This is a genomic window from Porticoccaceae bacterium LTM1 (assembly GCA_030252795.1).
In the GTDB taxonomy this organism is placed as follows: domain Bacteria; phylum Pseudomonadota; class Gammaproteobacteria; order Pseudomonadales; family Porticoccaceae; genus SCSIO-12696.
The window spans coordinates 1,500,156-1,513,515 of record CP127080.1 but is presented as its reverse complement, the minus strand read 5'-3'; the positions used below and the strand labels follow the sequence as shown (position 1 = coordinate 1,513,515).

The 13,360-nt window shown below is 49.6% G+C and carries 14 protein-coding genes and 1 tRNA gene; 4 read left to right on the top strand and 11 right to left on the bottom strand.

Translation table 11 applies throughout. The features are described 5' to 3' along the window. Window positions 1–113 precede the first annotated feature (113 nt). The gene (locus tag QP938_06545) at window positions 114–1,739 is read left to right on the top strand and encodes an electron transfer flavoprotein-ubiquinone oxidoreductase (protein WIO75631.1); all 1,626 of its coding nucleotides are present in this window, start codon (window positions 114–116) and stop codon (window positions 1,737–1,739) included. 66 nt (window positions 1,740–1,805) lie between these two features. On the opposite strand, the gene QP938_06540 is transcribed toward QP938_06545, so the two are convergent. After that, the gene (locus QP938_06540) at window positions 1,806–2,357 is read right to left on the bottom strand and encodes a DUF1285 domain-containing protein (GenBank protein ID WIO75554.1); all 552 of its coding nucleotides are present in this window, start codon (window positions 2,355–2,357) and stop codon (window positions 1,806–1,808) included. A gap of 34 nt (window positions 2,358–2,391) precedes the next feature. Further along, a complete protein-coding gene (locus QP938_06535) occupies window positions 2,392–3,051 on the bottom strand; it encodes a TetR/AcrR family transcriptional regulator (GenBank protein ID WIO75553.1) in 660 nt (219 codons plus the stop codon). Window positions 3,052–3,214: 163 nt separating this feature from the next. Here QP938_06535 and QP938_06530 point away from each other — a divergent pair, with 163 nt between their 5' ends. Next, complete coding sequence (locus QP938_06530) at window positions 3,215–4,006, top strand: ion channel (GenBank protein WIO75552.1); 792 nt, start codon at window positions 3,215–3,217, stop codon at window positions 4,004–4,006. An 80-nt stretch (window positions 4,007–4,086) separates the two neighbouring features. Further along, a tRNA-Pro gene (locus QP938_06525) sits at window positions 4,087–4,163 on the top strand. A gap of 18 nt (window positions 4,164–4,181) precedes the next feature. Here QP938_06525 and QP938_06520 read toward each other — a convergent pair. From QP938_06520 to prmB, 3 genes are read right to left on the bottom strand one after another with little or no spacing between them, the layout of a single operon-like run. Beyond that, a complete protein-coding gene (locus QP938_06520) occupies window positions 4,182–5,363 on the bottom strand; it encodes an MFS transporter (protein ID WIO75551.1) in 1,182 nt (393 codons plus the stop codon). 15 nt (window positions 5,364–5,378) lie between these two features. Then, complete coding sequence (gene aroC / locus QP938_06515; GenBank protein ID WIO75550.1) at window positions 5,379–6,482, bottom strand: chorismate synthase; 1,104 nt, start codon at window positions 6,480–6,482, stop codon at window positions 5,379–5,381. A gap of 48 nt (window positions 6,483–6,530) precedes the next feature. Further along, complete coding sequence (gene prmB / locus QP938_06510; GenBank protein WIO75549.1) at window positions 6,531–7,454, bottom strand: 50S ribosomal protein L3 N(5)-glutamine methyltransferase; 924 nt, start codon at window positions 7,452–7,454, stop codon at window positions 6,531–6,533. A gap of 151 nt (window positions 7,455–7,605) precedes the next feature. Here prmB and folE point away from each other — a divergent pair, with 151 nt between their 5' ends. Next, window positions 7,606–8,145, top strand: a complete 540-nt coding sequence (gene folE, locus QP938_06505) for a GTP cyclohydrolase I FolE (GenBank protein WIO75548.1) — start codon at window positions 7,606–7,608, stop codon at window positions 8,143–8,145. Window positions 8,146–8,292: 147 nt separating this feature from the next. Here the strand turns inward: folE and QP938_06500 are convergent, their stop codons facing one another. The 6 genes from QP938_06500 to QP938_06475 form a co-directional block, all read right to left on the bottom strand. Beyond that, the gene (locus tag QP938_06500) at window positions 8,293–9,144 is read right to left on the bottom strand and encodes an alpha/beta fold hydrolase (protein WIO75547.1); all 852 of its coding nucleotides are present in this window, start codon (window positions 9,142–9,144) and stop codon (window positions 8,293–8,295) included. Between the two features lie 6 nt (window positions 9,145–9,150). Next, window positions 9,151–9,609 carry a phosphohistidine phosphatase SixA gene (gene sixA / locus QP938_06495; protein ID WIO75546.1) on the bottom strand — a complete coding sequence of 153 codons (459 nt, stop codon included), beginning with the start codon at window positions 9,607–9,609 and terminating at the stop codon, window positions 9,151–9,153. Beyond that, window positions 9,606–10,055, bottom strand: a complete 450-nt coding sequence (locus QP938_06490) for a DUF4389 domain-containing protein (protein WIO75545.1) — start codon at window positions 10,053–10,055, stop codon at window positions 9,606–9,608. Before QP938_06490 ends, sixA begins: the two co-directional genes overlap by 4 nt. 47 nt (window positions 10,056–10,102) lie before the next feature. Continuing rightward, complete coding sequence (locus tag QP938_06485) at window positions 10,103–11,134, bottom strand: NAD(P)H-dependent glycerol-3-phosphate dehydrogenase (GenBank protein ID WIO75544.1); 1,032 nt, start codon at window positions 11,132–11,134, stop codon at window positions 10,103–10,105. Window positions 11,135–11,257: 123 nt separating this feature from the next. Further along, window positions 11,258–13,141 carry a molecular chaperone HtpG gene (gene htpG / locus QP938_06480; GenBank protein ID WIO75543.1) on the bottom strand — a complete coding sequence of 628 codons (1,884 nt, stop codon included), beginning with the start codon at window positions 13,139–13,141 and terminating at the stop codon, window positions 11,258–11,260. A gap of 28 nt (window positions 13,142–13,169) precedes the next feature. Beyond that, a complete protein-coding gene (locus QP938_06475) occupies window positions 13,170–13,310 on the bottom strand; it encodes a hypothetical protein (protein ID WIO75542.1) in 141 nt (46 codons plus the stop codon). Window positions 13,311–13,360: the final 50 nt, after the last annotated feature.

Below are 13,360 nucleotides of genomic sequence, written 5' to 3'. Positions count from 1 at the left end.
ACTGGACATTTTTTAGTCAAACGAATCATTACCTGCCAATAAAATGCAGGGTAGAATCATGCAGTTAACCAATCTCCCGCTGATACCCGGAGGACGAAGTGGATAGAGAGTTTATGGAGTACGATGTTGTCATCGTAGGCGCCGGCCCATCTGGCCTGGCTGCGGCATGCCGCCTCAAGCAGCTGAATGAAAACCTTAGCGTATGTGTGGTTGAAAAAGGGTCTGAAGTAGGCGCCCACATCCTCTCCGGTGCTGTTTTTGAATCTACCGCCCTCAGCGAACTCTTTCCGAACTGGAAGGAGCTGGGAGCGCCGCTCAATACAGCCGTTACCGGCGATGATATTTTACTCCTTAAAGACGGCGAGAAAGAGCGACGTATTCCTGAGTTCTTTGCCCCCAAAACCATGCGCAATCATGGCAATTACATCATCAGCCTGGGCAACTTTTGCCGCTGGTTGGCCGAACAGGCTGAAGCTCTGGGCGTGGAAATCTTCCCCTGCTTTGCTGCGGCTGAGGTGGTTTATAACGACGACGGCAGCGTGAAAGGCATTGCCACAGGCGACATGGGTGTTGCTGCCGATGGGTCCCACAAAGATTCATACATGCCCGGCATGGAACTGCACGCCAAATACACCCTGTTTGGTGAGGGTTGTCGCGGCCATCTTGGCAAGCAACTGATCTCCAAATACAACCTTGATAACGGCAAAGAACCACAGCATTACGGCATTGGAATCAAGGAGTTATGGACCATTCCTGAGGGCCAACATAAACAAGGTCTGGTGGTGCACACCGCCGGATGGCCACTCTCTGAAAGCGGATCCACTGGTGGCGGCTTCCTGTACCACATAGAAAACAACCAGGTTGCTGTCGGGCTAATCACCGACTTGTCCTACAGCAATCCCCACCTGAGCCCATTTGATGAGTTTCAGCGCTACAAGCACCACCCTGCCATTAGCAAGTATCTGGAAGGTGGTGAACGTGTATCCTACGGCGCTCGTGCGCTGGTAAAAGGTGGTTTGCAATCCCAGCCTAAGATGTCCTTTCCCGGCGGACTGCTTATTGGTGACAATGCAGGCACCCTGAACTTTGCCAAAATCAAAGGCAACCATACTGCGATGAAGTCCGGAATGATTGCCGCCGAAGTAATTGTCGAGGCAATTACCAACAACCGCAGCAATGATGACCTGACCGAATTTGGCGAAGCTTACAAAGCCAGCTGGGCCTGGAAAGAACTCCATGCACAACGCAACTTTGGTCCGGCCCAGCATAAATGGGGCAATTTCCTGGGTGGCGCGTACGCTTTTATCGATATCAACCTGTTTGGCGGCAAACTGCCCTGGACCCTAAGCGATCCAAAACCGGATCACAAACAGCTCAAGCCTGCGTCTGAGTGCACCCCGATCAGTTACCCCAAGTCCGATGGCAAACTCAGCTTTGACAAGCTTTCTTCCGTGTTCCTGTCGAATACAAACCACGAAGAGGATCAGCCTTGCCACTTGAAGCTTGCTGATGCCGAACTGCCAATCAGTCACAATCTACCAATCTATAACGAACCAGCCCAGCGCTATTGCCCTGCGGGTGTTTACGAGGTGGTAGAGGGCGATGATGGCGACAAGCACTTCCAGATCAACGCCCAGAATTGTGTGCACTGTAAAACCTGTGACATCAAGGACCCCGAGCAAAACATCACTTGGGTATCCCCTGAAGGCGCAGGCGGGCCCAACTACCCAAATATGTAGACCAACAAAAAGGCTGACCAGAAACCTATCTGCTCAGCCTTTTTTATTGACCTGTCTGGTCGACCATTAATCCAATGGGAAAAACGCTCCCAGACTTACAACTCCCACTCTTTCAACGGTATCCAAAACCCTAGATTCACAGTGCTCCGCAAGCTGGTAATAAACTGATCGGCTAATAACGGCATCAAGGTTTGACCTGACCCTGAGCAAAGGCACAGGATTTCTTCCCCGCCCCTCTTTCTCCATCCACAACGGGTTGTCAGGTCCAGCGACGACTGTATCTCCTGTGCTGGTTTCAAAGATCAGAACCTGAGAGCCATCACGATGTTCAATCTGTAGGCTGGTCACAAAGAGAGGGGCTATATCGACCTGAATACGCCATTTTTCCACCGGCGTTACAAGAAAAAAGTCATTGCCTTCGCGTTTTAACACACTGGCAAATAGACGTATGAGAGCTTCTCGCTTTATGGGCGTTCCCTGATGGATCCAGCTTCCATCCTGCCTTACGACAAGATCCATATCCCCGCACAATGGCGGGTTCCAGTCTTCAACCGGCGGAATACTTTCATACGATTGGCGCTGCCTTTCTATCAGGTCAGCAAAGGCGTCAAGGTTCAAGATACAAATACACTAGTTATAGAGAATGATTCTATCAGTTACCAAGCTGGCCGCGATTGCCCATGGTAACTCCGATTCCAGCTATATACTCCAGCAAACTGGCTTTGTCATCGGCACCTAGACCATCAAGTGTCTTGTTGAAGTAAAGATCCACTGCACCCTGAGCCAAGGCCCAACAGCTCAGATAGTGATAGTGAGGCGGGACATCTTCCAGTATGCCGTCTTTCATCAATTCAGCGACCATCGCATTCAAGGAATTTACATTTGAGCGCCTGATTTCATGCAACTCTTTGAGCTGAACCTCAACTTCCTGTTCAGCCTCAAGGCGAGCTTCCAAGTGCTGTACCAGCCTATCGAGCGCAGGGTTGTTAAGCCTCGACTGAAAGTACGCTTTTGCGGCGGCACCCGGATTACTTCTGGAGGCCTCCTTAATGCCTTTGGCTAGATTTTCGGCCAAGGTACGCTCGTAATCCAGGACGATACGCATGAAGATCTCATTTTTGGTGAGAAAGTGCTTGTAAATCGTTCCTTTGCCTATGCCTGCACGATTAGCGATAGAGGACACGGTAACGCGGTCAATGCCCTGCTCCAGCAACAGTTCAAGTGCGGCATCAACAATGCGTTGTTCACGGGCCAGAAAGCGGCGCTTCTTCTCGCGGATCTTTTCAGTGCTTGTAGAGTTGGCAGTCAACATAACCTCTCTTCTTATTAACGATCAGCGTGACCAAATTTGTGTTTTCTGTTTCAAAGGATAGACAATAGAACATCTGAAGGACAGCTGTTAAACAGTTTTTTATTCTATTTTTGGATATATAAGAGTCTTTTAAAAAAACCAGGAACTTATAGAAATTCAGCCTATGAATTCGATTAACCCGATAGGTTATTACATTGGTGCTGCCGGTGTAGACCCCAGCGAAAATGACCTGGCGAGACGTGTTGGGCTTCTGTTTGAAATGCCCATGCTGCTTGCGGCGTTTTGGATCTTTCTTGTGTGGTCTGAGAGGCCCGATCACCTGCAGGAGGTCCAATCAAATGCTTATGACTTGATGTTGTGGGGCTTATTCGTTTTTGAAACCCTGTTAATCTCGTTATTGGTGAATGAGAAAGCCCGCTATTTGAGGGGCAACTGGCTAAATGTAGTCATCATATTGTTCGGGCTGCCCATCTTGCTTGGCTGGGACGTAAACCTGGGCGCTTTGCGTGTTTTGCGCATAGTAGTCATCATCACCCTGCTGCTTCACATCAGCAGCGGAGTCCGACGCATGCTGACCCGCAATGAACTGGGCATGACCCTGTCAGCAAGTGCTATTGTAATCGTGATGTCGGGGATCATGATGGCAGCCCTCGACGAGGGGATAGAAACACCTTGGGATGGAATATGGTGGGCATGGGTCACAATGACCACTGTTGGCTATGGGGACGTGGTTCCATTGAGCCCACAAGGTCGCATGTTTGGCAGCCTGATCATTCTTGCGGGACTTGCCCTGACCTCCATCTTTACCGCCAGTATTGCCGCCCACTTTATCTCCCAGCGCGAAGAAGAGCCCGGGTCTGCTGAAGCTGAAATCAAGGATAAGCTGGATGCTTTGACCAAGAAAACCGAGCGGATGGAAGCCAAACTGGATCAGCTTTTAAAGAAAAGAGATTAGCCCCGGCTTTGCATTTACAAGGCAATAATCGGTGCTATAATGCGCGCCGATTTGAAGGCATCCATCCTTCATAACGCAGTCGGAGCGTAGCGCAGCATGGTAGCGCACCTCGTTCGGGACGAGGGGGTCGGAGGTTCAAATCCTCTCGCTCCGACCATTTTAAAAAGCCATCTTCTCAGGTGGCTTTTTTTGTGCCCGGATACCAGAGTGCAACCACAAAGACAGCGACTAACGACACCACGGTAGCAACACCAAAGACAGAGTGCGCGCCATGCTCAGCCCACAAAAATCCTGCGACCCAGGAACCTGATGCGCCCCCCACACCGTAGCAAAAAGCCACATATAAAGCCTGCCCCCTTGCCTGGCGTTCACTACCAAAGAATTGGCGCAAACCCTCAATACAAGCTGAATGGAACACTCCAAACGTAAAGGCATGCAGCAGCTGCGCTGCACATAACCAGAACCATGAATCAGCATGCCAGCCAATCACCCACCAACGAATAGCCGCGAGAATTAGACTCGTTAGCATCAACTCTTTCACCCCGTAACGGGGTAGCCAGCGATGGATAACGGTAAATATCAACACCTCGGCAATAACACCGAGCGCCCACATCCACCCTATAGCGTGGTTACTGTAGCCAACTTCACTGAGATGGATGCTAAAAAAGCTGTAATAGCTCCCATGGGCCACCTGCATCAATAGTCCAGAAATGAGAAACGCTATTATGCCGCGCTGCCTTATCAGTGATGCAAATGGCAATCTGGCTCGGGATTTATGCTGATCGGAAATGGCCGGTATGAATAAGCTGCAGAGCCAGGCCACACCCAACATAAAGCAGGCTATAACCGGAAGAGTTTTTAGGGGCTGACTTTCAAACCAATAGCCAACCACAACTACAGCTATCAGAAACCCTACAGATCCCCACAGGCGTATCTGGCTATATCTCTGTGGTTTGTCCGACAGGAAATGGAGCGTTATCGCTTCAAGTTGCGGCAATATCGCATTCACAAAAAAGCTGTAACCGATTATGACCAATAAAGCCAATGTAAACGACAAGGGCCAGAGCATTACCGAAAAGCACAACAAAGCCAGGAATACACCAAGCCGTAATATTCGCAGCGGCTTACCACTTTGCTCGCTTAACCAGGCCCAAAGGTTTGGAGCCACCACCTTGGTACCCATCATTGTGCCGAGCAACAAGCCAATCTGCTCAGCACTAAACCCTTCTGATTGAAAATAGAGTGCCCAGTATGGGCTTAACACGCCCAGCAGGGCGAAATACCAGAAATAAAACGATGAAAGCCGCCAGTAAGGTACTGGCGGCTCTTTTCCTGCTGCGGTAGTTATGGGCTCCATTAGCAAAGAGTTACTTTACTCTGGAGCCTGCCCCGGAATAGGCTCAAGATCTGAGTCCACATCAAAATTCTGGGCGCGATCACGCAATACGTGATCCATAAGCACCAGGGCAAGCATTGCCTCGGCAATAGGTGTGGCCCGAATGCCAACACAAGGGTCGTGACGGCCTGTGGTCACCACTTCAATAGGATTGCCAAAACGGTCTACGCTCTTTCCCGGGATCCGCAAGCTAGAAGTAGGTTTCAGGGCAATATGCACCTCAATATCCTGACCTGATGAGATGCCCCCCAAAATTCCACCGGCATGATTGGAAAGGAAACCTTGCGGGGTAATTTCATCACGATGTTCAGTGCCCTTTTGCTCAACACTTGCAAAGCCGGCACCAATCTCAACCCCTTTCACTGCGTTGATACTCATCATGGCGTGGGCGATATCCGCATCAAGGCGATCAAAAATTGGCTCACCCAAACCAGGCAGGACATTGCTGGCCCGGACACTGATGCGGGCTCCAATGGAATTGCCCTCTTTGATCAGTTGCTGCATGTAAGTTTCCATTTCCGGGACTTTATCCGGATCCGGACAGAAAAACGGATTGGTCTCAACAGCATCCAGATCGATCTTGTCGATTTTGATCGGACCCAGCTGCGAGAGGTAACCGCGAATTTCAATACCGTAATATTCGCGCAGATATTTCTTGGCAATACCGCCGGCAGCCACTCGCATTGCGGTTTCGCGAGCTGATGAACGGCCGCCCCCGCGGTAATCCCTCACCCCGTATTTCTGGTGATAGGTATAGTCGGCGTGAGCCGGACGGAACTGATCTTTGATATTGCTGTAATCTTTAGAGCGTTGGTCAGTATTCTCTATTAGCAGGCCAATAGGAGTACCGGTCGTTTTACCTTCAAAAACACCCGACAGGATCTTTACCTGATCCCCTTCCCTGCGCTGAGTCGTGTAACGTGACTGGCCCGGTTTTCGACGATCCAGATCACCCTGAAGATCCTCTTCAGACAACTCGAGTCCCGGAGGACAACCGTCGACAATGCAGCCTAATGCAGGGCCATGGCTTTCGCCGAAAGTGGTGATTGTGAAAAGCTTCCCAAAGCTGTTTCCTGACATAGTAATTCCGAAATTTTTAGTAAAGACAAATAATCAGTTTTAAGTATTTTACAGGTTCTCAAAGTCCGCTTTATGGGCTATCAATTGAGTCCTTGTGAACACACAAACACCATGTCCACCGCGTTCAAACTCCAACCAGGTAATATCCACTTCCGGCAGTTTTTCCGCCAGTGTTACCCAGGAGTTGCCAACTTCCAATACCAGTATCCCGTTTTCACTCAGGTGGTCAGGCGCTTCAAGCAGCAATCGACGCGTAAAATCGAGACCATCATAACCGGAGCTGAGTGCAATTTCAGGCTCATGATGAAACTCTGCCGGCATGCTGTGGAAATCACCCGCATCCACATAAGGAGGGTTAGTAACGATCAGGTCGTAAATTTCGTCCTGCAGTGACTCAAAAAGGTCGGAGGCTACGGTTCTGACCTGGCCCTCAAGGTGGTGCCGAATAATGTTCTGGTCTGCAACCTGCAAAGCATCCATGGATATGTCGCTGAGGTCCACTTTGGCATCCTCAAACGCATAGGCGCAGGCGATACCGATGCACCCACTGCCGGTACACAGGTCCAGGATTCGCTCCGGCTCATGTGTCAGCCAGGGAGCAAAGCGCGCCTCTATCAGCTCTGCGATAGGTGACCTGGGAATCAACACCCGCTCATCAACCTCAAATTCCAGACCGCAGAACCAGCCAACACCGGTAATGTATGGGGCTGGCACGCGCTCGGTGATGCGCCTCTCCAGTAGGACCAGCACCCTCTGCCGCTCCGCCAGGGTAAGACGCGCATCCAATACTTGCGCACCACACTCCGGCGACAGAAATAGTCCGTGCAGAACCAGCGCTACCGCTTCATCCCATGCATTGTCTGTACCGTGCCCGAAAAACAGGGCCTCTTCGGTAAACCGGCTGGCACCCCAGCGAATGTAGTCCCTGACGGTAATTAATTGTTGAGTGATGTCCTGACTGGACTCTGACATGCGGAGCGCCCCTGAAGTTGCGGGTAAAATGTGGAAAGTAAATCGGCGTATTCTAAAGCTTGATTGCGTAAAATGCTTTACGTTTTCATGTAATTGGCGTACGGTAGCCACCCTTTTTGAATAGCCGATGATTTTAGTAGGGTATAGAGAGATGAAAGACTCATTTGCACACATTATCAAGAGTATTGGTGAAGATCTGGAGCGCCCCGGCCTGGTCGACACTCCGGCTCGTGCAGCCAAGGCTTTCGAATTCCTGACTAAAGGCTATCACCAGAATCTTGAAGAAGTTGTAAATGGCGCCCTCTTCCCCAGTGACAGCAGTGAAATGGTGATCGTAAAAGACATTGAACTCTACTCATTGTGCGAACACCACCTCTTGCCTTTCATTGGCAAATGTCACGTTGCCTATATTCCGGACGGTAAAGTATTGGGACTGTCAAAAGTTGCACGCATTGTCGACATGTTCTCCCGTCGCCTGCAGATTCAGGAGAATCTGGCCACACAAATTGCCAAGACCATTGAGGATGTCACTGGTGCCTTGGGTGTGGCGGTAATCATTGAAGCCAAGCACATGTGCATGATGATGCGCGGTGTTGAGAAACAAAACTCGCTGATGAAAACCTCAGCCATGATGGGCGTATTCCGCAACAACCAGAGCACCCGCAGTGAATTCCTTGCGCTGGTTAAGTAATACGCTAGCAAGCTGATGAAATTCAATCTGCGTTGCTCCTGCGGTGTTAAAAATGAACTCAGGTCGGCCATTTATTGCAATAAGCTCCCTCTTTTCGTTCATTTTTGCCTTGCAGTAGCTGCCTCGAAAACGAATTTCAACCGCCTGCTAGAAAAAACGATTTAACGATTCAGCAATTTCTCCGGTGGCACCATCCATATGCAGATGGTGACCACCCTCCAGATCAATCCTTTCCCCTCGCTCAACCAACTGCCACATGGCAGCAAACCGCTCGATCAGGCGCCCCATCCCTCGCCGGGCCAAATAAAGCTGCACTGGTGCCTGGATTGATGTTAAGAAGCTGCGCAGCTGTCCTTCGGTAAATTTCACTTCCGATGCCGCTTGCAGCCTCGGATCGGCACTCCAGTAAAAACCATTTTCATCTTCCTGGGTGCCACGCTTAGCCATAAGCATTGCTGAGTTTTCAGATAACGGAAAATCGCCCTTCAAGCGGGTTTCGGCAATCTCTTTAAACGTTGGGTAGCGGCGTCGCTTGCGCTGAGCAAAACGATGCTTTTCCTGTATGGCTCGTCGCAACTGATCGACCACCTGATCCTCGGGCACAGGGAACGGAACAAGACCATCTATCAGTGCTACTTTGGCAACCCTTTCCGGCGCGACTGCAGCAAGCAACACTGAAATCATTGCTCCACGAGAGTGACCCAAAAGGGAGAACTGCTTCCAGCCTAGCTGATTGGCAACCTGAAGGACTTCGTCAACATCCAGCCATAAGTTGTAGCTGGAATCGCTGGATCGGTGAGAGCTTTGTCCGTGGCCGGCTAAATCCAGTGCCATCAACGGCGCTTTGAGTTGATCGGCGAGCAACTCAAAGCTGGCACTATTGTCGAGCCAGCCATGCAGAGCCAGCACTGGCGTCGCTTTACTACATGATTCAAGTCGCCACGATTGAGCGACCAGACTTAGAGAGCCAATTTGAAAACTTTTCTGTTGAACGGACATAACGGATCAGGAGGGGGCTTCAAGCCATTCAAGTGTGCCGCAACCGCGACCGAAGGTGATCAGGTCCAATGCTGCAAAGCAACCGGTACCCATCAAGCGGCCTGTACCCGGCATATCAATAAGGTAGTCGAGCAGATCCCCTACCAATGGCTGATGAGTAACCAAAAGCAGGTCGTTATCGTTGTGGCGATCAATAAGCTTGCCGAGATCTACAAGTTCACTGCACGGTTTTAAATGCTCAGTAATACTGGCCTCATTGGCCAACAAAATAGACTGGGCAATTTCTGCTGTCTGACGAGCTCTTAACTTTGGACTGGTGAGAAGGACTGGTGTGGAGGAAAGCTTGCTGGTTACCCGCGTAACGACCTGATGAATCTGCCCCCTGCCATAATCTGTCAGGGGGCGTTCGCAGTCACTGTGCGCCGCGAAGGACGCATCGCCGTGTCTCAGCAGAAAGAGCTTCATTGGCTGGGGGTATCTTTACCCTTCTCCTCTTCTGCCGCTTCTGTAAATGAGGGGACATCCTCATCACCACCTGCGTCAGGATTATCGGAAGGCTGCTCAGTGGCCACTACAGGATTCGAAGCTTCTTCAGAAGCCTCCTCAACAGGTGCTTCATAGCTTTCTGTCGCTTCAATATCAGGCCAGTCACTAAACGGGTATGGTTTCTCTTCACTGTTGAAGCTCAAAAAGAGAACACCCTGATAAACCCATTTTCCCAGGCCCTGCCCGAGATTCCTGAGGTTGTCGTTATCCTTGCCGGTAACCAACACAAGGATAAACTGGAGAGCAACCACCACCCAGATAACAGCGCGAGCCAACATCATCAACAGGCCAAAAATCACCATGTAAATGAGCCGAATCCAAACGTTAACGTTCAATAGATTGGTTTTTACCGGTTTATCAGTCATGCCTATTTTCCTGTGTAACATGCTTTTGGTTTTATTATTGACAAATTCTATTGGGCACTAAACTCAACATCTGCCGCCTGTTCAGCTAACATCATGCCACGCATCAAATCCCTGATCGACTTGTTATTAAACATAGTTTCGAACAGCGCAGTTGCAAGCGGCATATAAATGCCCATCTCATCAGCTTTCTGTTTTACCAGCCTCGTGGTATTCACGCCTTCAGCAACCTGGCCCACCTCTTCGGTAGCCTGCTCCAGGGTCTTGCCTTTACCCAACGCATAACCCACTCGATAATTTCGGCTCAGCGGGGAAGTACAGGTTACATAGAGATCCCCTACTCCACTCAAACCGAGAAAGGTCATTGGGTCGGCCCCCAAACGCATCGCAAACCGGCTCATTTCAGCCAAACTGCGAGTGACCAGTACACTCATGGTGTTCTGGCCTACCCCCAATGCGGCAGCAATACCGGCTCCCAGTGCATAAATATTCTTCAATGCACCAGCAAGCTCAACGCCAAAGGGGTCGCTGTTGGCGTAGACACGAAAATATTGAGAGCCCAGCAGGTCCTGAACGATTTTGCATACTTTGTCGTCTTCACTTGCGACAACAGTAGCTGTGATCTGGTGATCGGCGATTTCTTTGGCCAGATTTGGTCCGCTGATGACACCGATTCGTGCGTCTGTCAGCTCTTCTCCAAGTACCTGGCTCATCAGTTTAAAGCTGGACGGCTCAATGCCCTTGGCCGTACTAATTGCAATAGTGCCAGGTTCAATATATTTCGATGCTTCTTTGGCTACGGTACGGAAAGCTTTACTTGGTACCGAGAAGAATACGATGTCACTACCTCGCAAGGCCTCAGAGATATCAGATGTAATAGCCAGGCTTTCAGTCAATTTATAACCGGGCAGATAGGGGGTGTTTTCGTGGGCAGTGCGACAATGCTCGGCATTTTCTTCATCACGCATCCACAGGGTCACAGGATAACCATTGATGGCGATCATATTGGCGATCGCTGTGCCAAAACTGCCGCCACCTAGAACGGTAATTTTATGGGTTGTGGATGGTTTTTGATCAGACATTAGTGTTCTCGAAATTGTTTCAATACAGCAATTATAGGGGCATCACATTGGCACTTCTACGACACCCTGCCAAGAAAAAAGATTGACAAAAAAAGAGCCACCATAAGGTGGCTCTTTAGGCATTTAGGCGAATAGCAGACGGTTCAGCCTCTGCACAAAAGCAGATGGGTCATCCAGCTGCTCTCCAGCAGACAGTTGGGCTTGCTCAAACATCAGCAACGCCAGCTCTTTCGCCTGATCGTCATTTTGCTCAGCGACCAGTCTTTTTAACAGTGGATGATCGGCATTTATCTCGAGAATCGGCTTTGCATCAGGTAATGACTGGCCGGCCTGCTCCAGAATGCGACGCATTTGCATGCCGACATCATTATCACCAACCACCAGACAGGCAGCTGAATCAATCAGGCGCCTGGAAGTACGCACAGCTTCAACTTTGTCTTCCAAAAGATTTTTTACTCTCTCGGAGAGATCGTCAGCCGGCTGTTCTTTCTCAGAAGTCTTGGACTCTTCGATTCCAAGCTCCGAAAGATCCAATTCCCCACGGGCGATATCCTGGAAGGGCTTACCGTCAAATTCGGTCAGGTAGCTCATCAACCATTCATCGATACGATCGGTCAAGAGTAATACTTCAATGCCATTTTTGCGGAACACCTCAAGATATGGGCTATTCTGGGCAGCATTAAAGCTGTCGGCAGTGAGGTAATATATTTTTGACTGTTTATCCTTCATGCGGCTGATGTAATCAGTCAGTGACACATTCTGAGTGGCATCACCTTGCGTACTGGAAAAACGCAGCAATTCAGCAATTTTTTCACGATTGGCCGAGTCTTCCGCAGGCCCCTCTTTCACCACATTGCCGAAGGTACTCCAGAAGGTCTGGTAAGCGGCATCATCTTTTTTTGCCAGCTTGGAAAGCATATCCAGTACGCGCTTGGTAAGCGCAGTACGAATACTGTCTACCGCGGGTGTTCTTTGCAGGATTTCGCGGGATACGTTCAGTGGCAAATCAGCGCAATCGATTACACCCTTGATAAAACGCAGGTACATCGGCAAAAACTGCTCAGCCTCATCCATAATAAAAGTACGCTGGATGTACAACTTCAGGCCTTTTGGAGCATCTCGGTTATAAATGTCAAATGGCGCATGGGATGGGACATACAACAAGCTGGTGTAATCCAGCTTGCCCTCTACGCGATTGTGGCTCCAGGTAAGCGGCTCTTTAAAATCGTGTGACAGGTGTTTGTAGAACTCTTTGTACTCGTCATCATTCAACTCGCTGCGTGAGCGAGTCCACATTGCTTTGGCTGAATTTACCACTTCAAATTCGATTTCAGATTTTTTCTCTTCATCAAAATTTGGCTTGATCATTTCAACCGCTACAGCGATATGATCCGAGTATTTTTTAACAATTGAGCGAAGACGCCAGTCGCTGGCAAATTCTTTCTCATCATCCTTTAAATGCAGGGTAATGCTGGTACCGCGCTCCTTGCGCTCTATGGATTCAACGGTAAATTCTGCTTCTCCCTCGCAAGTCCAACGCACTGCTTCATTAGCATCAAGTCCTGCCCGGCGAGATTCAACAACAACCTTATCGGCAACAATAAATGCAGAATAAAACCCAACACCAAATTGGCCAATCAAGTGTGAATCTTTTTTCGCATCACCTGACAGAGACGATAGGAATTGAGCTGTACCGGATTTGGCGATGGTACCGAGATTCTCTATAACCTCATCACGTGACATCCCAATACCATTGTCAGAAATGGTAATGGTTTTTTCTGATTCGTTGGCGGTAATACGAACACTCAGGTCGCTATCACCTTCCAGTAGGTCGGCGTTTTTCAGAGCCTCAAAGCGCAGTTTGTCTGCCGCATCAGAAGCATTGGAAATCAGCTCACGAAGGAAGATTTCTTTGTTGCTGTACAGTGAGTGGATCATCAGGTGCAGAAGCTGCTTTGCCTCTGTTTGAAACCCCATTTTTTCTGCTTTATGTGCTGCTTCAGCCATTCCTTATCTCTCCAAATGGTCTAACTACTTAGCTGATGATTAAGGTAGGGTCGAAAACCAGGTTTTCAAGGGCTGAATTGGTGTAATTGGCTTCCCTCACCCATTTGGGGTCGCCTTCGGCGCTCAAAAGCTGCGCTTTTGTGTAACCGCTTTCAGCGGTTCGGCTCACTGCGTTCGCCCAAACTAAAAAGCCCCGCACTTGCGTGCAGGGCTTTTTAG

Bases quoted from the DNA above. Each gene is read 5' to 3' on its own strand.
- QP938_06545 (WIO75631.1), top strand. From the start codon at position 114: ATGGAGTACGATGTTGTCATCGTAGGCGCCGGCCCATCTGGCCTGGCT.
- QP938_06535 (WIO75553.1), bottom strand. From the start codon at position 3,051: ATGTTGACTGCCAACTCTACAAGCACTGAAAAGATCCGCGAGAAGAAG.
- QP938_06530 (WIO75552.1), top strand. From the start codon at position 3,215: ATGAATTCGATTAACCCGATAGGTTATTACATTGGTGCTGCCGGTGTA.
- QP938_06520 (WIO75551.1), bottom strand. From the start codon at position 5,363: ATGGAGCCCATAACTACCGCAGCAGGAAAAGAGCCGCCAGTACCTTAC.
- aroC (WIO75550.1), bottom strand. From the start codon at position 6,482: ATGTCAGGAAACAGCTTTGGGAAGCTTTTCACAATCACCACTTTCGGC.
- prmB (WIO75549.1), bottom strand. From the start codon at position 7,454: ATGTCAGAGTCCAGTCAGGACATCACTCAACAATTAATTACCGTCAGG.
- folE (WIO75548.1), top strand. From the start codon at position 7,606: ATGAAAGACTCATTTGCACACATTATCAAGAGTATTGGTGAAGATCTG.
- QP938_06500 (WIO75547.1), bottom strand. From the start codon at position 9,144: ATGTCCGTTCAACAGAAAAGTTTTCAAATTGGCTCTCTAAGTCTGGTC.
- sixA (WIO75546.1), bottom strand. From the start codon at position 9,609: ATGAAGCTCTTTCTGCTGAGACACGGCGATGCGTCCTTCGCGGCGCAC.
- QP938_06490 (WIO75545.1), bottom strand. From the start codon at position 10,055: ATGACTGATAAACCGGTAAAAACCAATCTATTGAACGTTAACGTTTGG.
- QP938_06485 (WIO75544.1), bottom strand. From the start codon at position 11,134: ATGTCTGATCAAAAACCATCCACAACCCATAAAATTACCGTTCTAGGT.
- htpG (WIO75543.1), bottom strand. From the start codon at position 13,141: ATGGCTGAAGCAGCACATAAAGCAGAAAAAATGGGGTTTCAAACAGAG.